The organism is Sphingobium sp. Z007 (assembly GCF_900013425.1).
Lineage (GTDB): Bacteria > Pseudomonadota > Alphaproteobacteria > Sphingomonadales > Sphingomonadaceae > Sphingobium.
In genome coordinates, this window is the sequence record NZ_FBXK01000005.1 from 657137 (window position 1) to 682111 (window position 24975).

Genomic DNA, 24975 nt, shown 5'->3' on the forward strand with positions numbered 1-24975 from the left:
AAGATTATGAGGGCGCTTTCCGCGAGGAGGGCGCCCTTTTCTAATGGGGAGTGTCGGCATGTTCGCGACCATTGGTCTTGTTACGGCTGCCGTCTTGCTGGCCGGAGCGGCAACGGCGGACCCGCCACCGCCCCACGCGCTCATCGAAAGCGTCCGTGCGCAGCTTTTCTACGAATTGTCCGGCACCCTGTCTGGCAATATCGCATCGCCGCCCAGCCGATTTTCCGGTTGGAACACGGTGATTGGCGAGGGGGAGGCCAAGGAGGCCGCGCAGGATTTGCTGGTGACGGTGCGGGTAAAGGGCAATGGCGCAGACGGTTTCCTGACCGAAACGCCGCTGGTCATCACCGCGCGCAACAGCGCGGGAAAGCTGCTCGGTTCCCGCAGCGTGACCGGCATATTGGTCCCTTATGAAGGCAGCGTGGCCACCGCGCTTTGGATCAACAATGCGACCTGTGCGGGCAAGCTGACGATCGAGGCGAAGCTCGGCAAACAGGTGAAGACAGCGACCGTCGCGCTGGATTGCGGCGAATGATGGCGGTGGCGATCGAGATTATCGGCTGGATCGGCGCGCTACTGGTACTAGCGGCCTATGTCGGCGTGTCGACCGGGCGGATGTCTGGCGAGTCGGCGACTTTCCAGTGGCTGAACGCGCTCGGCGCTGCGCTTTTCGTGCTCAACACCTGGTGGCACGGTGCCTTCCCTTCGATGGTGCTGAACATCATCTGGAGCGTTGTGGGGTTCGCCACCCTATGGCGCATCATGCGCCGAAGAATGTCCCGCTCTTGACCCGCTTCATCGACATCAACCATTTGATCGAACATCGGATGCAGACCTTCAGACATGTCGCTGCGCCGCCAATCTACCGCCCATAGCCCGTCATCGAATAAGGCCGCGCCTTCACGCCCGTCGCCCATGTCCTGTCCGGGGTCGCCTGCATGGTGAAGCGCAGTTCGCCGCCAGCCCGGATTTCCGCGTCGGTGATGAAGCTCCGCTCCAGCGCCTCGCCGTTCAGCGTAACTTTGCCGACATAGCGGTTGGCGTCCGACAGGCCGTCGGCCAGCACCATGAACCGCTTGTCGCCCACGCGCATTTCCGCCCGCTCCACGAACGGCCGACCGATCACATATTCCCCGCTGCCGGGCGCGACCGGGTAGAAGCCCAGCGCGGTGAACACCAGCCAGGCGGACATCTGCCCCAGATCGTCATTGCCCGCGAGGCCATCGGGCGTGGGCTTATACTGAGTATCGACGATCTGCTTCAAACCGCTCCTGCGTGCGCCAGGGTCGGCCAGCATAAGTGTAGAGATAGGCGACATGGTGGCTGGGTTCGTTGCCATGGATATATTGACCGATCAGGCCGGATATATCCTCGGCATGGCTATAGTCGATCTTGCTATTGTCATAGTCGAACATGGCGTCGAGTTTGGCGACCGCCTTGGCGTCGCCGCCCAGCAGGCGGAACAGGCCGCCCTGATCGTGCGGCATGAACCAGCTATATTGCCAGGCATTCCCCTCCGTATAGTCGCTGCCATAGTTGATCGCGGTTGGGTCGAAGGGGGTTCGGAACGTGCCGTCCGCCTTGCGCGCGCGCAGGAAGCCGGTCCTGGCGTCGAAGCTGTTGCGCCAGTTTGCCGCGCGCTTCTCAAAGCGCTGCGCTGTCGCCGCGTCGCCCAATTGCCGCGCCAGCCGCGCGATGGTCCAGTCGTCATAGGCATATTCGACCGTCTTGGACGCCGCTTCCGGCTCCCGGTCGATGGGCACATAACCCAGTTTCATATAGTCGCCGAGGCCCCCATAGGGCGCATAGTCGGCGCTGGCGACCATCGCTTTCAGCGCGGCGGCGCAGTCGATGCCCTTGATGCCCTTGAGGCAGGCGTCGGCGATCACCGGCACGGCATGATAGCCGATCATCGTCCAGGTTTCCTTGCCGGCAAATTGCCAGACGGGCAGGATGCCGAAGGGACTGGTCTTATGACTGGCGACCAGACTGTTCACGAAATCGGCATTCTTCGCTTCGGGCTGGATCAGGGTCAACAGCGGATGTTCGGCGCGAAACGTATCCCATAGCGAGAAGGTGGAGTGCATGGTGAAACCCGACGCCGCGTGAACCTGATCGTCCGGCCCGCGCAGCGCCCATCGGCGTCGCCCCAGATGCTGGGCGCCATCAGGCTGTGATAGAGGGCGGTATAGACATTGGTGCGCATCGGGGCGGGCGCGACGATCTGCACCGCGCCCAGTGCATTGGCCCAGGCGGCGCGGGTCTTGGCGCGAATGGCGTCGAAATCGCCCGGCTCGCTGGCGAGGTTGGCGATCGCGCCATCCTCGTCCACGCCCGACAGCGCGACCTTCACCTCCAGTGGTTTGGCGAGCCTGCCGAAGTCGAGCTGCGCGACGATCGCCCGGCCCGCCAGGGCATCGAGCGTTTCGGGGCCGCGACCCGGCCCTTTGAAGCCCTTGTAGAGAATATCCTTCTCGGTGGTGACGAACTGGTGCCCGGTCGGCGTTGTTGAAAAGCGGATGGCGAAGAAGAGGCGGCGGGGCGTCGCCCAGCCGCGCACTTCGCGCGACCCGGTGATTATGCCGTCGGGCCGGATGCGGATCGAAGACCAGAGGATCTTGCCTGGATAGTCGTAGATGATGGAGCGCAGGTCCAGCACCAGATGCGCCGCCTTGCCCGCCGGAAAGGCATAGCGGTGGACGCCGACGCGGGTGCCGGCCGTCATTTCCGCGCGGACGCCCGGATCGGTCAGGGTGACGGCATAATAGCCGGGCGATGCGACCTCGTCCGCCTTGCGCGAGCGATAGCCAGGCGTGTCGACCGCGCCCGCCTCCAGCGGCACCGTGTCGCCGCTCACCGGCATCACCAGAAAATCGCCCAGGTCGCTATGCCCCGCGCCGGAGAAATGGGTGTGGGAGAAGCCGAGGATGGTGGGGTCTTCATGGCGATAGCCTGCCGCCCAGGCATAGGTCTGCCGCGCTGCGCCGACATGGGTGTCGGGCGACAGTTGGACCATGCCGAAGGGGGCGACCGCGCCGGGGAATGTGTGGCCTTCGCCCGACGTGCCGATGAAAGGATCGACAGCATCGACAGGGGAGGGTGCGGGCGGCTGCGGCGTCTGGGCGGGTAGAGCCGCCCCGGCGAGCAGGCTGGCGAAGAGGAGCGGGCGGGCGAGGCGGGTCAGGATCATCACCGGGTTAAATCATGGCTGCACGGCAGCGCCAAGCCGATAGCCGCAATTTTCCTGGCCCAAGAAAGGCTGGGCTGGCGTCGCGCGGTAGGGCTGGTTAGCACAGGGGATCATGAAGAGAGCATTGATCGTCCGACATGTGCCGCGCGAAGGCGCCGCAGGCTATTTGCAACCGATCGAGGCGGCGGGCTATCTTATCGACCGGATCGATGTCGCCAGCCCCGATTTTGCGGACGTGAATCTGTGCGATCCCGATCTGCTTATCATGATGGGCGGGCCGATGGGCGTCTATGAAACGGACGTCCATCCCTGGATACCGCTCCAGATCGATAAGCTCGCTGCGCGGCTCGCCGCCGACCGACCGACCTTGGGCGTGTGCCTGGGCAGTCAGATGATCGCGGCGGCGCTGGGCGCGCCGGTCTATCCCGGCGGGCATATGGAACTGGGCTTCGCACCGGTCAGCGTAAATGGCGCGGGCGCGACGTCGCCGCTGCGCCATTTGATCGATGTGCCGGTGTTGCATTGGCACAGCGATACGTTCGACCTGCCCGACAATGTCGAGTTGCTGGCATCGACGTCCAACTATGCGCATCAGGCGTTCCGGCGCGGTCCCAACCTGCTGGCGCTGCAATTTCATGCGGAGATGGGCGAAGATCCGCGGTTCGAGGATTGGCTGACCCATTTCTGGGCCGATCTGGACGTGGCGCAACAATGCGGGATTGCGCTGCGGGAGGATCATGGCTTGCACGGCCCGATTGCGGTGGCGGCGGGCCGGGCGATGATCGGCGAATGGCTGGCGGGGATAAGAATCTAGTTGCAGCTTGATCTTGCCGCGGCCTTTCTATTAACTCCGACAAATGAAGAGGATGACATTGGAAACGAGCCGCCGCGATCTGTTCGTCGCCGGCGTGGCGGGGATGGCGGCTGTAAGCGTCGCGCGGGCAGCGGGTGCGGCCGAGCCGGGCAAGGCCGTGCCGGCGCCGCGGCCGCCGATGGGATGGAATAGCTGGAACAGTTTCGCCACGACCATCACCGAGGCACAGGCGCGCGCGACCGCTGCGATCATGGCGGAAAAGCTGCTGCCGTTCGGCTACGACATCCTCACCGTCGATATCCAATGGTATGAACCAGAGGCGTCGAGCTATACCTATAATGCCAGGCCCAAGCCGGCCATGGATGCTTATGGCCGGATGATCCCGGCACCCAATCGGTTTCCGTCGAGCGTGGGTGGCAGCGGCTTCGCGCCGCTCGCCAAGGCGGTGCATGCGCTTGGCCTAAAGTTCGGTATCCATGTGATGCGCGGTATCCCGCGGGCGGCAGTTGAGGCGAACCTGCCGATCCTGGGCACGCAATATCACGCGAAAGATGTGGCCGATATGGCGAGCATCTGTTCGTGGAATCCGGATATGTATGGCGTCGACATGACACGACCGGGCGCGCAGGCCTATTATGACAGCATCTTCCGCCTCTATGCCGACTGGGGCGTGGATTTCGTCAAGATGGACGATATGAGTCGGCCCTATGACGCCCATGCGCCGGAGATCGAGGCGGCGCACAAGGCGATTATGGCGACGGGGCGGCCGATCATGCTGAGCCTGTCGCCGGGCGAGACGCCGGTGATCCGCGGCGATCATGTCCGCAAATATGCACAGATGTGGCGTATCTCCGACGATTTCTGGGACGATTGGGCGATGCTGGAGGCGCAGTTCACCCGGTTGGAAAATTGGACGCCCTATCGCGGGCCGGGATCATGGCCCGACGCCGACATGCTGCCGCTTGGGCGGTTGGCGCTGGGGGAGCGGGATACGCGCTTCACCCCCGACGAGCAGAAGACGCTGATGACGCTGTGGGCGATTGCGCGGTCGCCGCTCATCATGGGAGGCGACTTGCGACATCTGGATGCGCCGACGCTGGCACTGCTGACCAATCGCGAGGTGCTGGCGGTCAATCAGGCGAGCCAGGGCAACTGCCCGCATTTCGTGGAGGATGGCGTGCGCGTCTGGTCCGCAGTCGCCCAGGGCGGCAAGGATCGCTATGTCGCGCTGTTCAACACCGGCGACAAGCCGCGTGAGGTCGGGATCAGGCTGCGCGATCTGGGGATCAGCGGGCCGGTTGCGGTGCGCGACCTGTGGGCGGGCAGGGCGCTGGGGCAGCAGGCGGCGCGGATTGCCGCGATGCTGCCGCCGCATGGCGCTGCGCTCTATAGACTGAGCTAAAAGCCCGTTCGCTTCGAGCGCACTCGAGAAGCGGATAGCGCTGCGCCAGCGTTTTTCGACTAAGCTCGAAACAAACGGAGGTTGCTTTACTTGCGCGACGCGGCGCTTTTGTCGCGGATGGCCTTGAACTCCGATCCGGCTTTCCATTCCGGCCAGCGGGTCGTGTTCGCCAGGTCGCGACCGATGTCGAGCATCAGGTCGATATCCTGCGCCGCGCCGTCCAGTTGCCAGTCCGGCCCCCAGGCGTCGCAGGCTTGATGATAGCATGTGCCGGTATAGGCATCGATCCACGCCTGGCCTGCGGGGCGACCGCCCTCGATCAGGTCGGATGCGCCCGCCAAGCCCATCATCAGCAGGACGGGCACGCCGCGCTTGGCCATGGAGAAATGGTCGGCGCGGTAGAAGAGCCCGCGTTCGGGGAGGCTTTCCTGCGTGATGATGCGGCCCTGCTTTGCCGCGAACGTCGCCAGATCATCCTCCAGGCCATTTTGGCCCTTGCCGATCAGGATCACGTCCTTCGCCTTGCCCGCGGTCTGGAGCACGTCGATCGTGAGGTTGGCGACGGTCTTGTCGATCGCATAGACCGGGTTCTGGGCATAATGTTCGGACCCCAGCAGCCCGCGCTCCTCCGCCGTCCAGGCGGCAAAGACGATCGAGCGGTCGGGGGCGGGCGCGGCCTTGAAGGCGCGGGCGATTTCGAACAGGCCGGCCATGCCGAGCGCATCGTCATTGGCGCCGGCGCGGTAAATGCGGCCCTGCGCATCGGGCGCGCCTTTGCCATAAGCGTCCCAGTGCGCGCCATACATCAGGGTTTCGTCCGGGCGTTTGGCGCCGGGGATGCGGGCGAGGACGTTGGCGCTCTGCACCACTTCCTGCGTAACCGGGAAGGCGGCGGAGAAGGTCGCGCCCTTAAGGTCGACGGGCTTGAACCTGGCCGATCGCGCCTGTTTGCGCAGCGCGGCGAAATCGAGCCCCGCGCCGGCGAACAGCTTGCTCGCGGCATCACCCTCGACCCAGCCCTGCACCTGAAGGCTGGTCAGTTTGTCGGGCGCGCGGACCAGATCGTAATTTTCGCCGGCCGGGCTGGTGACGACGTTCCAGCCATAGCCCGCGCCCGGCGTGTCGTGGACGATCAGCGCGCCGATCGCGCCGTGGCGGGCAGCTTCCTCGAACTTATAGGTCCAGCGGCCATAATAGGTCATGGTCTTGCCGCCAAATTTGCCGAACGAATCTTCGCCCTTGGCCGCTTCGAAATCCGGGTCGTTGATGAGGAAGACGGCGATCTTGCCTTTCAGGTCGACGCCCTTGAAATCGTCCCAGCCGCGTTCGGGCGCGGAGACGCCATAGCCCACGAACACCAGCGGCGCGTTGGCGACGGTCACCTTGTCCTTGGGCTGGAGGGTGGACAGATAGACTTGGCTGCCGAAGGTCCAGGGGCTGGCGGCCCCGTTCTGTGCGATCGACAGGCCTTCCGCCTGGCCGAGGCGGGTGTGGAGCAACGGCACTGTCTGCACCCACTGGCCATCGGGGCCGCCCGGTTCCAGCCCAAGCTGTTCGAAGCGAGCGACGATATAGCCGATCGTCCGTTCTTCCCCCACGGTGCCAGGCGCGCGTCCCTGAAACAGGTCGGAGGCCAGCGTGCGGACCGATTGTTCCAATTGCTTGGGGTCGGTCTGGGCTTGGAGGGGGAGGGCGACGGTCAGGCCGAGGGCCAGGGCAAGGATGCGTGTCATCATGCCGTCGGTCTAAACCGCTGCGGCGATGGGCGAAAGGGCGTTCAGAACTCGATATCGAGTTCTTCCAGTTCGTCAGGCTCGACTCGGGCTTCATCGATCCATTCGCGCATCAGCGGCCAGCCGTTGATCGTCTGGCAATAGGCGGCCGATTGGGCGGTGACGGGCACGGCATAGGTGAGGAACCGTTCGGCCACCGGCGCGAACATCGCATCGGCGACGGTCGGCGTGTCGCCGAACAGCCAGGGGCCGCCATAGCTGTCCAGACATTCCGCCCAGATCGTTTCGATCCGCTCTATATCGGGCTTTGCGCCGGAAAAGATGGGGAAGCGCGCGTGGCGGACCTTGAGGTTCATCGGCAGGGCGGAACGCAGATTAGCGAAGCCCGAATGGATTTCGCCCGACACCGATCGGCAATGGGCGCGGGCGATGCGGTCCGCGGGATACATGCCGACATCGGGATAAAGTTCGTGCAGATATTCCGCGATCGCCAGCGTGTCCCAGACGCTTGCCCCTTCATGCGTCAGGCGCGGCACCAGCACGGACGGGGACAGAAGCAGCAGTTCGGCGCGGTTTTCGGGGTCGTCGAGTGCAATGGTCTTTTCCACCACCTGCAATCTGGCGATTCGGCACAACAGCCAGCCGCGCAGCGACCAAGAGGAGTAGTTCTTGCTGGAAAGAGTGAGTTCCGCGATTGCCATGGCATACCCTCCTGCTTGGCGTCAGCCTCACATTTATGATGATGCGGCGCAACATAAAAAGCATGTATAGCGTTTCATCATAAGACCGATTCGGTCCGCTGACACAGGACAAGGCTACACCCTCACCATGCGCATGCTTTACAGTGGTTATCAGGCCTGGAACGACATGCTGGCGCCAGCACGTTTCGGGGCACAGATCGCCCTTGGCATGCGTGACAAGATGGGACCGATGGCCGACTGGGCGATGCCGCGGCGCATGTTCGCGTTGATGGACGTGTTTCAGGGCGCGAAGCTGACGCACAAGCGCCCGGCCTATGACATAGTGACGGTTACCTGTGGCAACGCCGAAGTGGCGGTGCGCGAGGAAGTCACGCTCGACCTGCCGTTCGGCGACCTTCTGCATTTCGTGAAGGACGATGTGGAGGTGGCGCAGCCCAAAGTGCTGGTCGTCGCGCCGATGTCGGGCCATTTTTCCACCTTGCTGCGCAGCACGGTCGCAACATTGCTGCGCGATCATGACGTCTATATCACCGACTGGAAAAATGCGCGCGACGTGCCGTTGGAGGCCGGGCGCTTCGGTTTTGATGACTATGTCGATTATGTGATCCGCTTCTTTCAGCAAATTGGCCCCGGCGCGCATATGGTGTCGGTATGCCAGCCCTGCGTGCCCGCGCTGGCCGCCGTGGCGCTGATGTCGGAGGACAAGGACAAGGCGACGCCGCGATCTATGACGCTGATGGGCGGGCCGATCGACCCCAATGCCGCGCCGACCGTGGTCAACGACCTGGCCAATGAAAAGCCGATCGAATGGTTCGAGGAAAATCTGATATCCGTGGTGCCGTTCCGCTATGCCGGGCGTGGGCGGGAGGTCTATCCGGGTTTCCTTCAATTGTCGGCCTTCATGGCGATGAACATGGAGCGGCACGGATCGCAGCATCGCGAATTGTACCAGCTTCTGGCCGACGGCAAGACGATCGAGGCGGACAAGATCAAGCATTTCTACGAGGAATATTTCGCCGTCCTGGACCTGACCAAGGAATTCTATCTGGAAACGGTCGACCAGGTGTTCCAGCGCACGTTGCTGGCCAAGGGCGAACTGACGGTGCATGGGCGGCCCGTCAATCCCGGCGCGATCCGCCATACCGCGCTGCTGACGGTCGAGGGCGAAAAGGATGACGTCTGCGCGGTGGGCCAGACATCCGCCGCCCATGGCCTGTGCACCGGACTGCGCCCGCATTTGAAGCGCCACCATCTCCAGCCCGGCGTCGGCCATTATGGCGTATTTTCGGGCAGCAAATGGGAAAAGCAGGTCTATCCGCAGGTGCGGAACGTGATCCTGGCGATGAATTGACAGCAGGCCGCCGGGATAGTCCGACAGGATAAGGACCGGATGGCGATGATGTCGCGTGCAGGGCGATGCTTCGACACCTGACCCACAGGCATCACCATCCCTTCAACCTTCCGGCCGGGTCCAGATCCAACTCCCGCCAACCAGCGCGGCCGCGATCGGGATGAGGAACCAGGGGAAGGGGGAAAAGATCAGCGCCAGGACGATGCTGAAGGCGAAAGAGGCCAGCGCCGCCTTCTTGCCCCGGCGGCTGATTGCGCCCCGTTCCCGCCAACGGCGGATGTGCGGTCCGAAATGCTTGTGATCGAGCAGCTTGGCTTCGAGACGCGGACTGGAGCGGGTGAAGCAGAAGGCGGCGAGGATCATGAAGGGGATCGTCGGCAGCAGCGGCAGGAAGGCACCGATCGTGCCGAGGCCGACCGAGAGACATCCTGCGATGAGATAAAGATGTCGCCGCATTATGCTCCTGTTCAGGCGGTAAGACGGCACGGCCTATGCTATTGCTTCGCAGCTGCGGAACGGGATGGCAAGGGAGCACGGTCCGGTATAGCCAATTAAGCCGGGCTGACCTATGGGGACCTATAACGACCAAAAGGGGGAACAATGTCCGCATCATTTTCGACGGACGAATGTGGTGAGCATTTTGCCTATTGCGTTCAGTTATTTGGTGGCGTCACCGCTTTTTCGCGGCGCCTTGGCATAGACGAACGCGCCATCCGCCGCTTCATCAATGGCGAGCGGCCTGTCAGTGCGAGACTTTTGGAAGATACCGCAACAGCGCTACGCTTGCTCATCGCCGACGCGACTGCGGCGGAAGCACAGGTCGCCGCCACATTGCGCAGTCTGCCAACCGATCCGTCATAGATGAGCCATTCCGACCATCGGATAATGGTTTATCACGGTTGAGTTACGGCAAAAGCCGGCTGTCTCGCCGGAATGGCGTTGTCCATAGGTTCCGCCATCAAGCCGCCGGCAGCCGTAACCGGACCAGCAGGCCGCCCAGATCCTCGCTCTCTTCCAACGCGACGGTGCCGCCATAGATTTCCGCGACGTCGCGCACGATCGCGAGGCCAAGGCCCGTGCCGGGTTTGCCGGAGTCCAGTCGTACGCCGCGGTCGAAGATACGCACGCGGTCGGCCTCCGGGATGCCCATGCCGTCATCCTCGACCAAAATCTCCACCACGCCGCCCGCGCGTGCGACCACGGTGGCGAAGACGCTGCCCCCCCCATATTTAGCGGCGTTTTCGATCAGGTTGCCGAGCATTTCGTCCAGATCCTGCCGCTCGACCCGGACCGCGGCTTGCCGGTCGCCATCCATATCGACGCGGGCGTCGGGATAGAGCCGCTGGACCGCGCGCTCCACGGCGGTCAGGCTGGCCCAGACCTCCGCCCGGCTCTGCGCCGCGCCGCGCCGGCCGACGGCGCGGGCGCGGGCAAGGTGATGGTCGACCTGACGCCGCATCGTCGTCGCTTCCCGGATCACCGCATCGCCCAGGTCCGGCGCCTTGGCCGTCGCGGCGTTCATAATGACCGTCAGCGGCGTTTTAAGCGCATGGGCAAGATTACCCGCATGAGTGCGCGCTTCTTCCGCCTGCCGTTCATTGTGGGCGAGCAGGGCGTTGAGTTCCTCGACCATGGGCAGGACTTCAATGGGCATGGGTTCGGTGACGCGGTTCTTGTGCCCGTCACGCATCCGTATGATCTCCAACCGCACCTTGCGTAGGGGACGCAGGCCGTAGATGGTCTGGAGCGTCGCCAGCACGAAGAGGCCAAGCGCCAGCAGCGCAAAGCTCTTGAACAAAGTGGAACGCAGCGTCTTGATCTGCGCGTCCAGTCCGTCGCGTGCCTGGCCGACCATGAAGAGCCATCGCGTATTGGAGCCGGGCAGGACGACGGTGCGCTCCATGACGCGCAGATCCTCGCCGGGAAATTGCTTGCTGTCATAGGTGTGGAGGTGGCGGTCATGATGTTCCGCCGGCACCTTGAGCGCGCGATCCCAGAGTGAGCGGGAGCGCCAGTCCTCATGCCCCTTGGCGCTGACCTGATAATAGAGGCCGCTATTGGGTTCGAGGAAGCGCTGGTCGGCCAGTTCGCGGTTGAACAACACCTCCCCGTCCGGGCCGATTTCCGACGCCGCGATCATGGCGGTCAGCACATAGTTCATGCCGTCGTCGAAATTGCGCGTGATCGCGTCGCTCAACACCCGGTCCAGCGCCACGCCGCCGCCCAGCAGCAGCACGCTGATCCACAGCGCGGCGATGCCGATCATCCGTCGGCTGATGGAGCCGGTGGAGCGGACGGGGGGCGGGGATGCGGGGTCGGTCATGTTTCCCCCATTCCCGTTCGGGCTGAGCGAAGTCGAAGCCCATCACTGAGCGAAGGCGAAGTGGCTTCGCCTTCGCTCAGCCCCGCCCTTCGACTTCGCTCAGGGCGAACGGGGGACATATAAATGCGATTACCGCCCCGGCTCGTCCAGGCTGTAGCCAAGACCGCGGATGGTGGTGATGACGTCTGCGCCCAGCTTCTTGCGGATGCGCGTCACGAAGACCTCGATCGTGTTAGAATCGCGGTCGAAATCCTGATCGTAGATATGTTCGATCAACTCGGTGCGGCTGACCACTTTGCCCTTGTGATGGAGCAGGTAGCTCAGCAATTTATATTCCTGCGCGGTGAGTTTAACGGGGTCGCCGGCCAGCGTCACCTTGCCCGATCGGGTGTCGAGGCGCACAGGACCGGCGGTCAGTTCGCTCGACGCGTTGCCGGACGCGCGGCGGATGAGCGCGCGTAGGCGGGCGATCAGTTCTTCGCTCTGGAAAGGCTTGGCGAGATAATCATCGGCGCCCGCGTCCAATCCGGCGACCTTGTCCGACCAGCTATCACGCGCGGTCAACACAAGCACCGGGAAGGCGCGGCCTTCCTTGCGCCAGCGGTCCAGTACGGTCAGCCCATCAATGGTGGGCAGGCCAAGGTCGAGCACGACCGCGTCATAGCTTTCGGTCGCGCCGAGGAAATGACCATCCTCGCCATCGGTAGCAAGGTCCACGGCATAGCCCGCGCCTTCCAGCGTGTTCCTGAGCTGCTGGCCCAGATTCGGTTCATCCTCGACGATCAGCAGACGCATGAAAGGCCCTTTTCTGTTATGAATTGCGGCAATGGCGGGCGTTAGCGCGCCATGCCGATGATATCGCCCGTCCGGCCATCGGCATCAACCCACATGACCTTCCCATCCTTCACATATTTCAGGCGGTATCTGTTGGAGGAGGGGTTGAATTCGCTGCCGACATAGGTTGCGCCGCCCATGGTGGCATCGACCCTGCGCTTTATCATGGCGAAGGGCATGACCTGGCCGTCTAGCATCGCCCGGCGGGCGGCATCCTGTTCGTCGCGGCGATTGCCGGCGTCGGCGGCCGGGATGGCCACGGCCATGGCAAGCGCGGCAGTGACCGCAGCGGTCAGAGAACGGGGCAGGCTGTTCCTCTTCATGTTCATGGGCATGGCATAGGCGCGAGGCATTGAACAGGTGGTGAATGGCGCGCAGATGAACAGAAAAGGCGGCGATGCTCAAGCACCGCCGCCTTTTTCGCCAAGATCACGTTTCGTGACGTGCCTTATTTGTCCAGCGCGTACTGGACCGTCAGCGTGACCGAGGCGCTGACCTGACCGGGTTCGACCGGGATCGAGGGTGCCGCATCCGCCTTGAAGCGGGCGCTCTGCATCATCGGCATGGGCGGCTGGCCACCACTGTTGCTTTCGCTGATCGAGACCAGGCGCGCGGTGCGGAAGCCGGCGGCCTGGGCGTAGAAATCGGCCTGCGTCTTGGCGCTCTTGAGCGCGGTGCCGCGGGCCTGCTGGATCAGCGGCGAGGGGTCTTCGATCGAGAAGGTCGGGCCGTTGATGTTGGTGGCACCGGCCGCAACCATAGCGTCGAGCGAGGTGCCGACCTTCTTGATGTCGCGCAGCTTCACGGTCAGCTGGTTGGACGCTTCATAGCCGATGAAGCGCGGGCCTTCGGGCTTTCCGTCCTGATTGCTGTAATCATATTGGGCGGACAGGTTGATGCCGCTGGTCTGGATATCCTTCTTGGCGATGCCGGCCTTGGCAAGTGCGGCGATCAGCTTTTCGGTCTTGGCGGCATTGTCCTGCATGGCGGCTTGCGCAGTCAGCGCGCGGGTTTGAACGCCGGTGCCGACGGTCGCCACGTTCGGGGCGGCCTCGACGCTTTCAGTGACGTTCAGCGTGACCACCGGCGCCGTCTCAGCGATGGTGACGCTGGTCTGGGCAAGCGCCGCCACGGGAAAGGCGGCAACGCCGAGCGCCATCAGGGCGAGAGCGGATTTCATGGATATTTCTCCTCTGCAAATATGCGCCCCTTTTTGGCCGGGGCGCGATGAATGGACGCTGTCGCACGTTGAAAGCCGTCCGACAGCTTTCCGGTTCCGCTCTTGCTCCCACGCGCATGAACCCTTAGCTGCGTGCAAATGGCAGCTCCTATTCTCTCGTTCGAAAATCTCGGCCTCTCGCAGGGCTCTCACTGGTTGTTTCGCGGCCTCAACATCGCGGTCGGCGCGAAGGACAGGTTGGCGCTGATCGGCCGGAACGGCGTTGGCAAGACGACGTTGCTCAAATTGCTGGGCGGGCAGATCGAGGCGGACGAGGGTGTGCGATCGGTGCAGCCGGGCGCGCGGGTCATCACGCTGGAGCAGGACCCGGACGTCACACCGTTCAAGACGTTGCATGATTTCGCACTGGCGGGCGAATATGCGCCGGCGCCCCATGAAGTGGAATCGATTGCCGACCAACTGGGCATCGATCTGAGCCGTGAAGCCAGGACCGCCAGCGGGGGCGAGCGCCGCCGCGCCGCCATCGCCCGCGCGCTGGCGAGCGAGCCGGACCTGCTGCTGCTGGACGAACCGACCAACCATCTGGACATCGCGGCGATCGACTGGATCGAAAACTGGATGGCGCGCTACAATGGCGCGTTCATCGTCATCAGCCATGACCGCGCCTTCCTGACGCGGCTGACGCGCCAGACGCTCTGGCTCGACCGGGGGCAAATGCGCCGCAACGAAGTCGGCTTTGGCGGCTTCGAACAGTGGATGGAAGCGGTCTATGCCGAAGAGGCGCGGGCCGCCGAAAAGCTGGACGCGAAGCTGAAGATCGAGGCGCATTGGCTGGAGCGCGGCGTCACCGCGCGGCGAAAGCGCAACCAGGGGCGGCTGGCCAAGCTGTGGGAGATGCGCGAAACGCGCGCGGCGATGAACGGGCCGCAGGGCGTGGCGAAGATCGCGGTGGCGAGCGACGACAGCAAGACCAAGAGCGTCATCAAGGTCGAACATGCGACCAAGATGTTTGGCGACCGCATCATCGTCGATAATCTGTCGCTCCGCATCCAGCGTGGCGACCGGATCGGCATCGTCGGCGGCAATGGCGCGGGCAAGACTACGTTGCTCAAGCTGCTGACCGGCGAGTTGCAGCCTGACAGCGGCAGCGTGACGCAGGCCAAGACGCTGGACATGATCTTCATCGACCAGCAGCGCAGCCTGATGCAGGGCGACAAGACCGTGCGCGATGTGCTGGCCGAGGGCGGCGACTGGATCGACGTGCGCGGGGTGCGCAAGCATATTCACGGCTATCTGAAGGATTTTCTGTTCGATCCGAGCCTGGCGGAGGCGAAGGTCGCCACGCTGTCGGGCGGCGAGCGCTCGCGGCTGCTGTTCGCGCGGGAATTTGCTCGCGAATCCAATCTGCTGGTCCTGGATGAACCGACCAACGATCTGGATCTGGAAACGCTCGACCTGCTGCAGGAAGTGATCGCAGATTATGATGGCACCGTCCTGATTGTCAGCCATGACCGGGATTTCCTGGACCGCACCGTTACCGTCACGCTGGGACTGGACGGAACCGGGGTGATCGACGTGATCGTGGGCGGCTATGCCGACTGGATCGCCAAGCGCGATCCGCGCAAGGCGGCGAAGGCGGAGAAGAAGGCCGTGGCTGCCCCGCCGCCGCCCAAGCCGGCATCGGCCAAGCTGACCTATAAGGACCAGCGCGACCTGGAACTGCTGCCCAAACGCGTCGAGGAATTGGAAGCGGCGATTGCGCGGGACGAGGCGGCGCTGGCCGATCCCGCGCTTTATGCGCGCGACCGCAAGACGTTCGACCGGCTGACCGTGGCGATCGAAAAGGCGCGCGGCGACAAGGACGCGGCCGAGATGCGCTGGCTGGAACTGGCGGAAAAGGCCGAAGGGCTGGCGGGGTGACAGCCCCGCCTGTCTTTCGACAGGCCAAGGGTGCATGAATGCCAGGATAGGGGCCAAACAAGGGGTTGATCGATGGACTCGCAGACCGACACCATAATCGACCAGCCGCACCATGCGGTCCATTATGTGAACCGCGTCGGCTGGTTGCGCGCCACGGTGTTGGGGGCCAATGACGGGATCGTGTCGACCGCCAGCCTGCTGACCGGCATCGCCGCGTCCGGCGCTTCGAGCCAGACCATATTGCTGACCGGTATCGCCGCGCTGGTGGCGGGCGCCATGTCGATGGCGGCGGGGGAATATGTGTCGGTCAGCGCGCAATCGGACACCGAACATGCCGACCTGGCCAAGGAACGCAAGGCGATCGCGACCCAGCCACAGGCGGAATGGGCCGAGTTGCGCGACATCTATGTCCAGCGCGGGTTGACCGTCGATCTGGCGGGGCAGGTGGCGCGGCAATTGATGGCGGCCGATGCGCTGGGCGCCCATGCCCGCGACGAACTGGGCATATCCGATCTGGCGACGGCGCGGCCGGTGCAGGCCGCGCTGGCGTCCGCCGCCAGCTTTGCGGTGGGCGCCGCGCCACCGGTGCTGATCGCCGCGGTGGCGCCTGCGAGCAGCGCGATCGTCGCGATCGTCGGGCTGTCTTTGCTGTGCCTTGTCCTGCTGGGCTATGTCGGGGCCTGGCTGGGCGGGGCACGGCCGCTGCGGTCCATTTTGCGCACTCTATTCTGGGGGGCGCTGGCGATGGCGGTCACCGCCGCTGCGGGGCATCTGTTCGGCGCGGCGATATAGTGGCAGGTTCGCGGTAATTGCATCCAAGGAGACGATATATGACCGATATTCAGCAGATTGCGCTCAAGACCATCAAGGGCGACGACGCCAGCCTGGCCGACTATGCGGGCAAGGTGGTGCTGGCGGTCAATGTCGCGTCCAAATGCGGCCTGACCCCCCAATATGAGGGGCTAGAAAAGCTCTATGCCGATTATAAGGACAAAGGCTTGGTTGTCGCGGGCTTCCCCGCCAATGATTTCGGTGCGCAGGAGCCGGGCAGCAATGACGAGATCGCGACCTTCTGCACCACCAACTTCGGTGTCGACTTTCCGATGTTCGAAAAGATCGTCGTCACCGGCCCGGACAAGCATCCGCTCTACGCCGCGCTGACCAGCGCGCAGCCGGAAGCGCAGGGCGAGGGCGACGCCTTCCGTGAGAAGCTCAAAGGCTATGGCATGACCCCCAATCCGGCGCCGGAAGTGCTGTGGAATTTCGAAAAGTTCCTGATCGCCAAGGACGGTAGCGTCGCTGCGCGCTTCGCACCCACCACCGCGCCCGATGACCCGGCGCTGGTCGCGGCGATCGAGGCGGAACTGGCCAAGTGATCAGGGCCGTGATGGTCGGCGCGCTGCTGTTGGGTGGCGCGCCGGTGGCGCATGCGGCGCTCAGCCAGGCTGAGCAGAAGATCGGCGCCACGGTTGAGGCTGGCTATGAGCCGGCCATCGGCCTGCTCGAACGCCTGGTGAACCAGAATAGCGGGTCGATGAATTTCCCCGGCGTGAAGGCCGTGGCCGACATGCTGCGCCCCGAATATGAGGCGCTGGGCTTTACCGTGACGTGGAAACCGATGGACGCGGCCAAGCGGGCAGGGCATCTGATCGCCGTGCATAAGGGCAAGGCGGGCGGCACGAAGATGCTGCTGATCGGGCATCTGGATACGGTGTTCGAGCCGGATTCGCCGTTCCAGACCTTCAAGCGCGATGGCGATTGGGCCGCTGGTCCCGGCGTTGCCGATGACAAGGGCGGCGTGGTCACGATGTTGCTGGCACTCAAAGCCATGCAGGCGGCGGGAACGCTGAAAAACGCGAATATCGAGGTGGTGCTGACCGGTGACGAGGAGGATTCGGGCGATCCCATCAGCATCGCACGCGCCGACCTCATCCAGGCGGGCAAGCGCGCCGACGTGGCGCTGGATTTTGAGGGGCTGAGCCAGGAAAACGGCAAGGATATGGGATCGATCGCGCGCCGATCCTCTAATAGCTGGACCCTGACCGCGACCGGCAAGTCGGGCCATAGTTCGGGCATTTTTTCCGCCAGCGCGGGCGATGGCGCCGTCTATGAACTGGCGTGGATCATCGTCGCGTTTCGCAGGGAACTGCCCGAACCCAATCTGACCTTCAACGTCGGGCTGATCGGTGGCGGGCAGAGCGCCGACGTCGACAAGGACGGCGTGCGGATCGCCGTAACCGGCAAGACCAACATCATCCCGCCGATCGCGGTGGCCAAGGGCGATTTCCGCACCCTGAGCGAGGAACAGACGAAGCGGGTGCAGGCGAAGATGCAGGCGATCGTTGATGCGGGACATTTGACGGGCACGTCGGCCAGCATTGCGTTCGACCTGGGCTATCCATCGATGGCACCGACAGCGGGGAACAAGGCGTTGCTGACCAAGCTGAACGGCGTCAATGCCGATCTGGGCCTGACGGCGATGCCCGCGCTCGATCCGCTCAAGCGCGGGGCGGGCGATATCGCCTTCGTTGCGGCCGATACGGACGGATTGGTGGGCCTGGGCCTGGCGTCCAGCGGCGATCACAGCCCCGCGGAAAAGACCGACCTGTCGACCATGAAGCGCCAAGCCAAGCGCGCCGCGATCCTTATGAGCCGACTGGCGGTGGAGAAGGGGCGGAAGTAAGGGGGCTTGTCTGTCCCCTCAAATGCCGTTCGCCCTGAGTAGGGGCTGAGCGAAGTCGAAGACCTGTATCGAAGGGGCGTTTGCGCGATTGTCCTTCGATACGCCCCTTCGACTTTGCTCAATGGTTACTCAGGACGAACGCTTGTGGTTAGGTAACCCCATGCTCCCACCCACGCCCCTGCTCGCCAATTCGATCGGCCCGGTGCTCGAAACGCTGAGCATCCTGGGCACCTTCGTCTTCGCCGCGTCCGGCGCGTTGGCGGCGGCGCGGTTGCGACAGACGCTGGTGACGTTCGCGTTCTTTGCGCTGGTGACCGGGGTGGGGGGCGGCACGGTGCGCGACCTGCTGATCGACGCGCCGGTCTTCTGGGTGGTAGATCCGGTGCCGGCCATCGCCTGCATGGGCGCGGCGTTGCTGGTGTGGTTCACGCCGCGCAAATTCTGGAGCGAGCGGGCGCTCGACTGGCTGGATGCCATCGGCCTGGCCGCCTTCGCCGTATTCGGCGCGGCCAAGGCGATGAGCTTTGGCGTGCCCCCGTTCGTCGCGGGGATGATGGGCGTCGTCACCGGCTGCGTCGGCGGCATCATGCGCGATCTGCTGGCGGGCGAGCCGTCGATCCTGCTGCGGCCGGAACTCTACGTCACGGCGGCGGCCTTTGCGTCAGGGCTGTTCGTGGCGCTGCGCTGGATCGGGCTGGACGTGCCGGTCGCGGGCGTCATCGCCGCGCTGCTGGGGTTCCTGCTGCGGGCGATGGCGATCCGGCGGGGGCTGGGGTTGCCGGTTTATCGGGATAAGGACGGCTAGGCGCGCTATCGATCAGCGCGTCGCCATCGTGCTGCGCGCGATCTTGCCAACCAGCGGCAACATCCCCGGATAATTGCCGCGATGATAGGGCGATTCGCCGTCCAGCGTCGCGATCAACCGGGCATGCGCCTTGCCCAGCGCATGATAGGGGACGCTAGGCAGCAGATGGTGCAGCGCATGGTAGCGCAGACCCACCGGTGCCCAGAGCGCGGGCAGCGTGCCGGGCGGCGGCACATTGACCGAATCCAGATATTGCGCCGTGACCGTCATCGCATCGCCCTCATTCTCCCACAGATGCGCGACCAGGGTGCGCAATTGGTTGATGACGGTCATCGCCGAATGGATCGCCATATAAACGAGCAAAGGCTTCCAGCCGAAGGCGAACACGCTGCCGACCAGCGCCAGCGCGAACAGGCATGCGCCCGCTTCCTGCCATAGCCACATGCGGGCGAAATCGCCCTCCGGCGCGCGGCGGCGATAGGACGGATTGATCGTCAGGGCCGACAGTTCCGCCACGACCTTGCGGCGCAGCTGCGGGATCAGCAGCGACAGCGGCGTCAGCAGGCCGAAACGCAAGATCAGCCCGATCGGCGCCAGCGAGGCGACGAGGATAAAGAGCGGCAGCGACCAAGGCTTCATCAGCGCCAGCGGCAGATATTCCGGGTCATCCGCGGTGCCATAACGGGTGCGGGCATGATGCTGGGTATGGACGCCCTCATACATGAAGGACGGGATCATCATTGGAATGCCGACGATCAGGTTCCAGCCCAGGCGAAAGCCGGGGAGCGCGCCTTTGCGGATATGGGTGAGTTCATGCATGAAGCTAGACGCGCGGTAGAGCGCCAGCATCGAGATCAATGCGCAGGCGAGCGCGATCGCCCCATTCTGCGCCAGGATCGCGCCGGCCATCGCGCCCCAGCCGATCAGGGCGGACGCCAGCAGGTCGGGCCAGTAGATATGCGGGTTGGCGACCGAATAGTCGCGCGTCAATTCCGCCGCGGCGCGCAGCATTGCGCCATCGTCGGGGATCGCGGCGCGCGCGCGCTGGGCGGCGGCCAATATGGGGTCATGCACAGTCATGCGAGCGGTCCTAGCCTCCAAATGCGCTGAGATCATGGCAGCATCATGACATATTCACCATGGTGTCGCCCCGTCCGGCGCGCCTGATTGACATTCCTTCAACAAGGGGCGAACTGCACGTCCATCCCGTAATTTACTCCAAGGCGGCATAAGTGGCGCAATCTGATCTGGTCATTACCCCCGTTTCCGGCAAGGCCGATTTGAAGGCTTTTATCGACCTGCCCTGGCGGCTCTACGCCAATGATCCCCATTGGGTGCCGCCGTTGAAGGCGGAGATGAAGGAATTGCTGACGCCGGGTAAGAACCCCTTTTTCGGCCATGCCGAGGCGCAATATTTCCTGGCCCGCCGCGGCGGGACGGTGGTTGGCCGCATTTCGGCCCATATCGATCATCTCGCTTTGAAACAGCCTATCGAACAGGGAATGGGACCGGGCACCGGCAATTTTGGCCTGTTCGAGGCAGCGGATGATGCGGTCGGCGCTGCCCTGATCACGACCGCGGAAGACTGGCTTCGCGCCAAGGGCATGACCCGTGTCCTGGGGCCGATCTCCCTCTCAATCTGGGAAGAGCCGGGCCTGCTGATCGCCGGGCACGATCATCCGCCTACGGTGATGATGGGGCATAACAGCCCGGCCTATCAGGCGATGATTGAGGGCGCGAGTTATGTCCCGGCCAAGCAGCTTAAAACCTATGAGTTGGACATCACCAACCGCTTTCCGCCTCTGCTGCAGCGGATCATCGCGTCGGGCGAGAAAAACCCGCGTATCCGCATCCGCAAGGTCGATAAATCGAAATTCGATCAGGAGGCCGCGATCATTCTGGCGATCCTCAATGACGCCTGGGGCAATAATTGGGGCTTCGTGCCGATCACCGATGCGGAAATCGCGCATACCGGCAAGAAATTGAAGCCGATCGTATTCGAAGACCTCATCATGATCGCCGAACTGGACGGTGAACCGGTAGCCTTCATGATGACGCTGCCCGACCTCAATGAAGCAACAAAGCCGCTCAACGGGTCTCTTTTCCCATTCGGCTGGATCAAGCTGCTGCGCTGGCTGCGCAAGCCGCAGGTGCGCACCATGCGGGTGCCCTTGATGGGTGTGGTGCAGCGCCTGCAAAGTTCGCGCATGGCCAGCCAACTTGCCTTCATGATGATCGAGACGATTCGGCTGGCGGCGGTGGCCGACTATGGTTCGACCCGTGGCGAACTGGGTTGGGTGCTGGACGACAATCAGGGCATGAACGCCATTGCGGAGGCGATCCAGGGAACAGTGAACAAAGTCTATCAGATTTACGAAAAGCCGCTCTGAAAGGATAGTTCATTTCGCCTGCGTATCGGCGGAAACCCTTTCTGCGCAGCATCGTTGAACCTGTCGAACACATTGAAAAGGAGTGATGAGATGGGTGAAGCAACCGACAAGCTGAAGGCGGCAGCGAACAAGGCCGCAGGCGCAGTCAAGGAAGGCGTCGGCAAGGCGACCGACAATGAGCGTCTGGAGGCCGAAGGCAAGGCGCAGAAGACAAAGGGCACGGCACAGGATGTCGCCGGTTCGGTCAAGGGCGCGCTTGGCGACAAGATCTGATCAGATCGTCGCGCTATTAAAAAAGGCCTCGCTCCGATGGAGCGGGGCCTTTTGCCGTTTTTGCCCCTGCCGCGCGCATATGCGCGGACCGTTCAAGAATGACGCCCGTCACATCGTCCCGCAGATCGATAAGGGTGTCGATATTTTCCGCCAGCAACTTTGTCGCCACCGCTGCGGAAATCGATTAAAGATTGGTCTAGCGATCGCGACGGGTTGATCGGGCGGCCCGGATGGGTGCAAGACAAGCGTATGAGCAGGCAATATTTCGGCACCGACGGCATCCGCGGGCGCACCAACCAATGGCCAATGACAGCGGACCTGGCGATGAAGGTTGGCATGGCGGCCGGCACCCATTTCCTGCGCGGCAGCCACCGCCATCGCGTGGTGATCGGCAAGGATACGCGTCTGTCGGGCTATATGGTGGAAAATGCGCTGGTCGCGGGCTTTACCGCCGTGGGCATGGACGTGGTCCAGTTCGGGCCGATCCCGACGCCCGCCGTGGCCTTGCTCGCCCATTCGATGCGCGCGGACCTGGGCGTCATGATCTCGGCCAGCCATAATGCCTATTTCGACAATGGGATCAAATTGTTCGGCCCGGACGGCTACAAGCTGTCGGACGAGGATGAGTTGAAGATCGAGGCGCTGATCGGGCAGGACATACCGCTCGCCGCGTCCAAGGATATAGGCCGCGCCCGCCGGGTGGAGGATGCGCGCGGCCGCTATATCCATGCGGTGAAATCCAGTTTTCCAGCCGATCTGCGGCTCGACGGGCTGAAGATCGTGGTCGATTGCGCCAATGGCGCGGCCTATCAGGTCGCGCCGTCTGCGCTGTGGGAACTGGGCGCAACCGTCGTGGCGGTCGGCGTGACGCCCAACGGAACGAACATCAATGACGGCTGCGGATCGACCGCACCCCTGTTGTTGCAGGAAACCGTCGTGTCTTCGGGCGCGGACGTCGGCATCGCGCTGGATGGCGACGCGGACCGGCTGATCGTGGTGGACGAAAAGGGCCGACTTGTCGATGGCGACCAGATCATGGCGCTGATCGCCGCCAATTGGGCGCGTGAAGGCACGCTGCGCGGCGGCGGACTGGTGGCGACGGTCATGTCGAATCTTGGCCTCGAACGCTTCCTGTCCGGCCGTGGCATCGGCCTTGAGCGGACCAAGGTCGGCGACCGCTATGTGCTGGAACGGATGCGCGAGGGCGGCTTCAATGTCGGCGGCGAACAATCCGGCCACATGATCCTGTCCGACTATGCGACTACCGGCGACGGGACGGTCGCCGCCTTGCAGGTGCTGGCCGCGCTGGTCCGCTCCGGCAAGCCGGCGAGCGAGACGCTGCACCAGTTTGATCCCGTGCCGCAATTGCTTAAGAATGTCCGCTTCGCCGGCGGCAAGCCGCTGGAGCATGACGATGTCAAGCGCGTGATTGCCCAGGCGGAGGCGGAATTGACCGGCTCCGGCCGCCTCGTCATCCGCCCGTCGGGCACGGAGCCGGTGATCCGGGTCATGGCCGAAGGGGACCGGGAGGATCAGGTCAAGGATGTGGTGGAGCGCATCTGCGCGGCGGTCGAGAAGGCGGCGGCGTAATGCTTGCGATGCGCCCCGATTGCGAACGCTGCGGCACGGACCTGCCCGCCAACCAGCCTGGCGCGTTCATCTGTTCGTTCGAGTGCACCTTCTGCGCGACCTGTGCGGAGGCGCTGGACGATCGCTGCCCCAATTGCGGCGGCGAACTGATGGACCGACCCAGCCGCGTGGGCAAGGCACTGGCGAACAACCCCGCTTCGACGGAACGCAAGCACAAGGGATGACGGCGCGCATCCTCATCATCGCCGGTTCCGACAGCGGGGGTGGCGCGGGTATCCAGGCGGACATCAAGACCGTCACGATGCTGGGCGGCCACGCCATGACCGCGATCACCGCGATCACGGCGCAGAACACGCTGGGCGTGCAGGCCGTCCATGCGGTGTCGACCGCCATGGTGCTGGCGCAGATGGAAAGTTGCATCAGCGATATCGGCGTGGACGCGGTGAAGATCGGCATGATCGGCAGCGCGGAGACGGCGAATGCGGTTGCTGATTTTCTCTCTTCGTCCTTCCTGCGAGAGGGCGGAGAAAAGGCCGTTCCCATAGTCTTCGATCCCGTCATGGTCGCGACGAGTGGTTCACTGCTGGCGGATACAGCGACCATCGCCGCCTTCGAGCGGCTGATGCAGGTGGCAAGCGTCATCACACCCAATGTGCCGGAATTGCAGTCGCTGACCGGCATGGCCATTGTTGATCTCGACGGCCTGGAACATGCGGCGCAGGCGTTGCGGGTGCGAAGCGGGGCTGTCATTATCGCGAAGGGCGGCCATCTGCCGCAGCAGGCGGAGGATGATCGGCCCTTGATCCACGATCTGTTGATCGATGAGGATATAGTCGCCGAATATTCCGTCGAACGGATCGAAACCCGTCATAGCCATGGCACGGGATGCACCCTTGCGAGCGCTATTGCGGCCGGGCTGGGCGGCGGTCTGTCTCTGGCCGATGCGGTTGATCGGGCGGAAGCGTTCGTCGCGGCGGTCCTTGCGGCGGCACCGGGGCTGGGGCAGGGGCATGGACCGATGGGCCATGCGCTGGGCCTGACGCCCTTTTATCACCTTCTTGCTGGACAAGACGCCGACGGCTGGGACGCGGCGGCCTTTGCCGCGCGCTATTCCGACCATGCCTGATTTCGCCCATGAACTAATCCATCATCCCGGCTTGGTCGCCGGTGTGGATGAAGCCGGTCGTGGGCCGCTGGCGGGGCCGGTGGTCGCCGCCGCCGTTATCCTGCGCGCGGAGGATTGCCCCGACGGCCTCAACGACTCCAAGCAGCTGACCGCCAAGCGCCGCGCTGCGCTGGAAATCGAGATCAAGGCGCGTGCGCTCTGCTGGGGCGTGGGCATCGCCAGCGTGGAGGAGATCGACCAGATCAACATTCTGTGGGCGACAATGCTGGCCATGACCCGCGCGGTCGAGGCGCTGGAGCATGATTGCGCGCACGTGCTGGTGGACGGCAATCGTTGCCCGACATGGCGCTGGGCCTCGACCGCGGTCGTCGAGGGTGACGCCAAATGCCTGTCGATCGCGGCCGCCTCCATCATCGCCAAGGAAACGCGCGATCGGATGATGGTGGAGGCCGCCTCGCAGCATCCCCATTATGGTTGGGATACCAACAAAGGCTATGGTAGCGCCCGGCATCTCGCCGCACTGCGCGAACATGGCCCGACCCCGCTGCACCGCCGCAGCTTCGCGCCAGTAGCGCAGCGGATATTGCTCTAGGCCGGTTGCGCCGCGGCCGTTCCGATCAGCCACGGCGGCGGGATCATCATCTCCTGCGTTCGTCCTAA

The 24975-nt window shown here is 63.8% G+C and carries 25 protein-coding genes and 1 pseudogene; 17 read left to right on the forward strand and 9 right to left on the reverse strand.

All coding sequences use genetic code 11. The annotated features are described in order from the left end of the window. Positions 1–58: 58 nt before the first annotated feature. Together CEQ44_RS11110 and CEQ44_RS11115 are read left to right on the forward strand one after the other, a co-directional pair. On the forward strand, positions 59–535 hold the full coding sequence (locus CEQ44_RS11110) for a hypothetical protein (protein ID WP_088181800.1): 477 nt from the start codon (positions 59–61) through the stop codon (positions 533–535). Continuing rightward, a complete protein-coding gene (locus CEQ44_RS11115) occupies positions 532–789 on the forward strand; it encodes a hypothetical protein (protein ID WP_088181801.1) in 258 nt (85 codons plus the stop codon). The genes CEQ44_RS11110 and CEQ44_RS11115 overlap by 4 nt, the downstream gene beginning before the upstream one ends. 73 nt (positions 790–862) lie before the next feature. Here CEQ44_RS11115 and CEQ44_RS25385 read toward each other — a convergent pair. Beyond that, a pseudogene (locus CEQ44_RS25385) lies at positions 863–3190 on the reverse strand (GH92 family glycosyl hydrolase). Positions 3191–3302: 112 nt separating this feature from the next. On the opposite strand from CEQ44_RS25385, the gene CEQ44_RS11125 reads away from it, so the two are divergent. Then, positions 3303–4004 (forward strand): glutamine amidotransferase, encoded by a 702-nt coding sequence (locus tag CEQ44_RS11125; RefSeq protein WP_088181802.1) that lies wholly within the window; start codon positions 3303–3305, stop codon positions 4002–4004. Positions 4005–4056: 52 nt separating this feature from the next. Next, positions 4057–5406 (forward strand): glycoside hydrolase family 27 protein, encoded by a 1350-nt coding sequence (locus tag CEQ44_RS11130; RefSeq protein ID WP_088181803.1) that lies wholly within the window; start codon positions 4057–4059, stop codon positions 5404–5406. A gap of 86 nt (positions 5407–5492) precedes the next feature. On the opposite strand, the gene CEQ44_RS11135 is transcribed toward CEQ44_RS11130, so the two are convergent. Beyond that, a complete protein-coding gene (locus CEQ44_RS11135; protein ID WP_088181870.1) occupies positions 5493–7139 on the reverse strand; it encodes a M28 family metallopeptidase in 1647 nt (548 codons plus the stop codon). A gap of 44 nt (positions 7140–7183) precedes the next feature. Further along, positions 7184–7840, reverse strand: a complete 657-nt coding sequence (locus CEQ44_RS11140; RefSeq protein WP_088181804.1) for a glutathione S-transferase — start codon at positions 7838–7840, stop codon at positions 7184–7186. A gap of 127 nt (positions 7841–7967) precedes the next feature. Between CEQ44_RS11140 and CEQ44_RS11145 the strand changes: the two genes are divergently transcribed. Continuing rightward, positions 7968–9191: a polyhydroxyalkanoate depolymerase gene (locus CEQ44_RS11145; RefSeq protein ID WP_088181805.1), complete on the forward strand. Its 1224-nt coding sequence runs from the start codon at positions 7968–7970 to the stop codon at positions 9189–9191. A 102-nt stretch (positions 9192–9293) separates the two neighbouring features. On the opposite strand, the gene CEQ44_RS11150 is transcribed toward CEQ44_RS11145, so the two are convergent. Continuing rightward, positions 9294–9647 carry a YbaN family protein gene (locus CEQ44_RS11150; protein ID WP_088181806.1) on the reverse strand — a complete coding sequence of 118 codons (354 nt, stop codon included), beginning with the start codon at positions 9645–9647 and terminating at the stop codon, positions 9294–9296. Between the two features lie 144 nt (positions 9648–9791). On the opposite strand from CEQ44_RS11150, the gene CEQ44_RS11155 reads away from it, so the two are divergent. Further along, on the forward strand, positions 9792–10052 hold the full coding sequence (locus CEQ44_RS11155; protein WP_088181807.1) for a helix-turn-helix transcriptional regulator: 261 nt from the start codon (positions 9792–9794) through the stop codon (positions 10050–10052). Positions 10053–10149: 97 nt separating this feature from the next. Here the strand turns inward: CEQ44_RS11155 and CEQ44_RS11160 are convergent, their stop codons facing one another. The 4 genes from CEQ44_RS11160 to CEQ44_RS11175 form a co-directional block, all read right to left on the reverse strand. After that, positions 10150–11457: a HAMP domain-containing sensor histidine kinase gene (locus CEQ44_RS11160; RefSeq protein ID WP_088181808.1), complete on the reverse strand. Its 1308-nt coding sequence runs from the start codon at positions 11455–11457 to the stop codon at positions 10150–10152. 186 nt (positions 11458–11643) lie between these two features. After that, positions 11644–12309, reverse strand: a complete 666-nt coding sequence (locus tag CEQ44_RS11165; protein ID WP_088181809.1) for a response regulator transcription factor — start codon at positions 12307–12309, stop codon at positions 11644–11646. 41 nt (positions 12310–12350) lie between these two features. Then, positions 12351–12701: a hypothetical protein gene (locus CEQ44_RS11170; protein ID WP_088181810.1), complete on the reverse strand. Its 351-nt coding sequence runs from the start codon at positions 12699–12701 to the stop codon at positions 12351–12353. Positions 12702–12796: 95 nt separating this feature from the next. Next, complete coding sequence (locus CEQ44_RS11175) at positions 12797–13528, reverse strand: SIMPL domain-containing protein (protein ID WP_088181811.1); 732 nt, start codon at positions 13526–13528, stop codon at positions 12797–12799. A 138-nt stretch (positions 13529–13666) separates the two neighbouring features. Between CEQ44_RS11175 and CEQ44_RS11180 the strand changes: the two genes are divergently transcribed. From CEQ44_RS11180 to CEQ44_RS11200, 5 genes are all read left to right on the forward strand, one after another. After that, complete coding sequence (locus tag CEQ44_RS11180) at positions 13667–15448, forward strand: ABC-F family ATP-binding cassette domain-containing protein (protein WP_088181812.1); 1782 nt, start codon at positions 13667–13669, stop codon at positions 15446–15448. A gap of 72 nt (positions 15449–15520) precedes the next feature. Next, positions 15521–16240 (forward strand): VIT family protein, encoded by a 720-nt coding sequence (locus tag CEQ44_RS11185; protein ID WP_088181813.1) that lies wholly within the window; start codon positions 15521–15523, stop codon positions 16238–16240. Positions 16241–16278: 38 nt separating this feature from the next. After that, complete coding sequence (locus CEQ44_RS11190; RefSeq protein WP_088181814.1) at positions 16279–16824, forward strand: glutathione peroxidase; 546 nt, start codon at positions 16279–16281, stop codon at positions 16822–16824. Between the two features lie 11 nt (positions 16825–16835). Further along, the gene (locus CEQ44_RS11195; protein ID WP_088181815.1) at positions 16836–18131 is read left to right on the forward strand and encodes a M20/M25/M40 family metallo-hydrolase; all 1296 of its coding nucleotides are present in this window, start codon (positions 16836–16838) and stop codon (positions 18129–18131) included. Between the two features lie 160 nt (positions 18132–18291). Further along, positions 18292–18936: a trimeric intracellular cation channel family protein gene (locus CEQ44_RS11200; RefSeq protein WP_088181816.1), complete on the forward strand. Its 645-nt coding sequence runs from the start codon at positions 18292–18294 to the stop codon at positions 18934–18936. 12 nt (positions 18937–18948) lie between these two features. On the opposite strand, the gene CEQ44_RS11205 is transcribed toward CEQ44_RS11200, so the two are convergent. After that, positions 18949–20016 (reverse strand): fatty acid desaturase, encoded by a 1068-nt coding sequence (locus tag CEQ44_RS11205; RefSeq protein ID WP_088181817.1) that lies wholly within the window; start codon positions 20014–20016, stop codon positions 18949–18951. 152 nt (positions 20017–20168) lie between these two features. Between CEQ44_RS11205 and CEQ44_RS11210 the strand changes: the two genes are divergently transcribed. From CEQ44_RS11210 to CEQ44_RS11235, 6 genes are all read left to right on the forward strand, one after another. Then, positions 20169–21326 carry a GNAT family N-acetyltransferase gene (locus CEQ44_RS11210; RefSeq protein WP_088181818.1) on the forward strand — a complete coding sequence of 386 codons (1158 nt, stop codon included), beginning with the start codon at positions 20169–20171 and terminating at the stop codon, positions 21324–21326. Positions 21327–21416: 90 nt separating this feature from the next. Next, the gene (locus CEQ44_RS11215) at positions 21417–21599 is read left to right on the forward strand and encodes a CsbD family protein (protein WP_088181819.1); all 183 of its coding nucleotides are present in this window, start codon (positions 21417–21419) and stop codon (positions 21597–21599) included. Between the two features lie 249 nt (positions 21600–21848). Then, a complete protein-coding gene (gene glmM / locus CEQ44_RS11220) occupies positions 21849–23189 on the forward strand; it encodes a phosphoglucosamine mutase (protein WP_088181871.1) in 1341 nt (446 codons plus the stop codon). Next, a complete protein-coding gene (locus CEQ44_RS11225) occupies positions 23189–23413 on the forward strand; it encodes a DUF1272 domain-containing protein (protein WP_088181820.1) in 225 nt (74 codons plus the stop codon). The genes glmM and CEQ44_RS11225 overlap by 1 nt, the downstream gene beginning before the upstream one ends. Then, positions 23410–24315, forward strand: coding sequence for a bifunctional hydroxymethylpyrimidine kinase/phosphomethylpyrimidine kinase (thiD, locus tag CEQ44_RS11230; RefSeq protein WP_088181821.1), 906 nt, complete (start codon positions 23410–23412; stop codon positions 24313–24315). Before CEQ44_RS11225 ends, thiD begins: the two co-directional genes overlap by 4 nt. Next, a complete protein-coding gene (locus CEQ44_RS11235) occupies positions 24308–24907 on the forward strand; it encodes a ribonuclease HII (protein ID WP_088181822.1) in 600 nt (199 codons plus the stop codon). The genes thiD and CEQ44_RS11235 overlap by 8 nt, the downstream gene beginning before the upstream one ends. Positions 24908–24975 lie beyond the last annotated feature (68 nt).

Excerpts from the sequence above, each read along its gene's own strand:
- CEQ44_RS11110 (WP_088181800.1), top strand. The coding sequence starts at position 59 with ATGTTCGCGACCATTGGTCTTGTTACGGCTGCCGTCTTGCTGGCCGGA.
- CEQ44_RS11115 (WP_088181801.1), top strand. The coding sequence starts at position 532 with ATGATGGCGGTGGCGATCGAGATTATCGGCTGGATCGGCGCGCTACTG.
- CEQ44_RS11125 (WP_088181802.1), top strand. The coding sequence starts at position 3,303 with ATGAAGAGAGCATTGATCGTCCGACATGTGCCGCGCGAAGGCGCCGCA.
- CEQ44_RS11130 (WP_088181803.1), top strand. The coding sequence starts at position 4,057 with ATGACATTGGAAACGAGCCGCCGCGATCTGTTCGTCGCCGGCGTGGCG.
- CEQ44_RS11135 (WP_088181870.1), bottom strand. The coding sequence starts at position 7,139 with ATGACACGCATCCTTGCCCTGGCCCTCGGCCTGACCGTCGCCCTCCCC.
- CEQ44_RS11140 (WP_088181804.1), bottom strand. The coding sequence starts at position 7,840 with ATGGCAATCGCGGAACTCACTCTTTCCAGCAAGAACTACTCCTCTTGG.
- CEQ44_RS11145 (WP_088181805.1), top strand. The coding sequence starts at position 7,968 with ATGCGCATGCTTTACAGTGGTTATCAGGCCTGGAACGACATGCTGGCG.
- CEQ44_RS11150 (WP_088181806.1), bottom strand. The coding sequence starts at position 9,647 with ATGCGGCGACATCTTTATCTCATCGCAGGATGTCTCTCGGTCGGCCTC.
- CEQ44_RS11155 (WP_088181807.1), top strand. The coding sequence starts at position 9,792 with ATGTCCGCATCATTTTCGACGGACGAATGTGGTGAGCATTTTGCCTAT.
- CEQ44_RS11160 (WP_088181808.1), bottom strand. The coding sequence starts at position 11,457 with ATGATCGGCATCGCCGCGCTGTGGATCAGCGTGCTGCTGCTGGGCGGC.
- CEQ44_RS11165 (WP_088181809.1), bottom strand. The coding sequence starts at position 12,309 with ATGCGTCTGCTGATCGTCGAGGATGAACCGAATCTGGGCCAGCAGCTC.
- CEQ44_RS11170 (WP_088181810.1), bottom strand. The coding sequence starts at position 12,701 with ATGCCTCGCGCCTATGCCATGCCCATGAACATGAAGAGGAACAGCCTG.
- CEQ44_RS11175 (WP_088181811.1), bottom strand. The coding sequence starts at position 13,528 with ATGAAATCCGCTCTCGCCCTGATGGCGCTCGGCGTTGCCGCCTTTCCC.
- CEQ44_RS11180 (WP_088181812.1), top strand. The coding sequence starts at position 13,667 with ATGGCAGCTCCTATTCTCTCGTTCGAAAATCTCGGCCTCTCGCAGGGC.
- CEQ44_RS11185 (WP_088181813.1), top strand. The coding sequence starts at position 15,521 with ATGGACTCGCAGACCGACACCATAATCGACCAGCCGCACCATGCGGTC.
- CEQ44_RS11190 (WP_088181814.1), top strand. The coding sequence starts at position 16,279 with ATGACCGATATTCAGCAGATTGCGCTCAAGACCATCAAGGGCGACGAC.
- CEQ44_RS11195 (WP_088181815.1), top strand. The coding sequence starts at position 16,836 with ATGGTCGGCGCGCTGCTGTTGGGTGGCGCGCCGGTGGCGCATGCGGCG.
- CEQ44_RS11200 (WP_088181816.1), top strand. The coding sequence starts at position 18,292 with ATGCTCCCACCCACGCCCCTGCTCGCCAATTCGATCGGCCCGGTGCTC.
- CEQ44_RS11205 (WP_088181817.1), bottom strand. The coding sequence starts at position 20,016 with ATGACTGTGCATGACCCCATATTGGCCGCCGCCCAGCGCGCGCGCGCC.
- CEQ44_RS11215 (WP_088181819.1), top strand. The coding sequence starts at position 21,417 with ATGGGTGAAGCAACCGACAAGCTGAAGGCGGCAGCGAACAAGGCCGCA.
- glmM (WP_088181871.1), top strand. The coding sequence starts at position 21,849 with ATGAGCAGGCAATATTTCGGCACCGACGGCATCCGCGGGCGCACCAAC.
- CEQ44_RS11225 (WP_088181820.1), top strand. The coding sequence starts at position 23,189 with ATGCTTGCGATGCGCCCCGATTGCGAACGCTGCGGCACGGACCTGCCC.
- thiD (WP_088181821.1), top strand. The coding sequence starts at position 23,410 with ATGACGGCGCGCATCCTCATCATCGCCGGTTCCGACAGCGGGGGTGGC.
- CEQ44_RS11235 (WP_088181822.1), top strand. The coding sequence starts at position 24,308 with ATGCCTGATTTCGCCCATGAACTAATCCATCATCCCGGCTTGGTCGCC.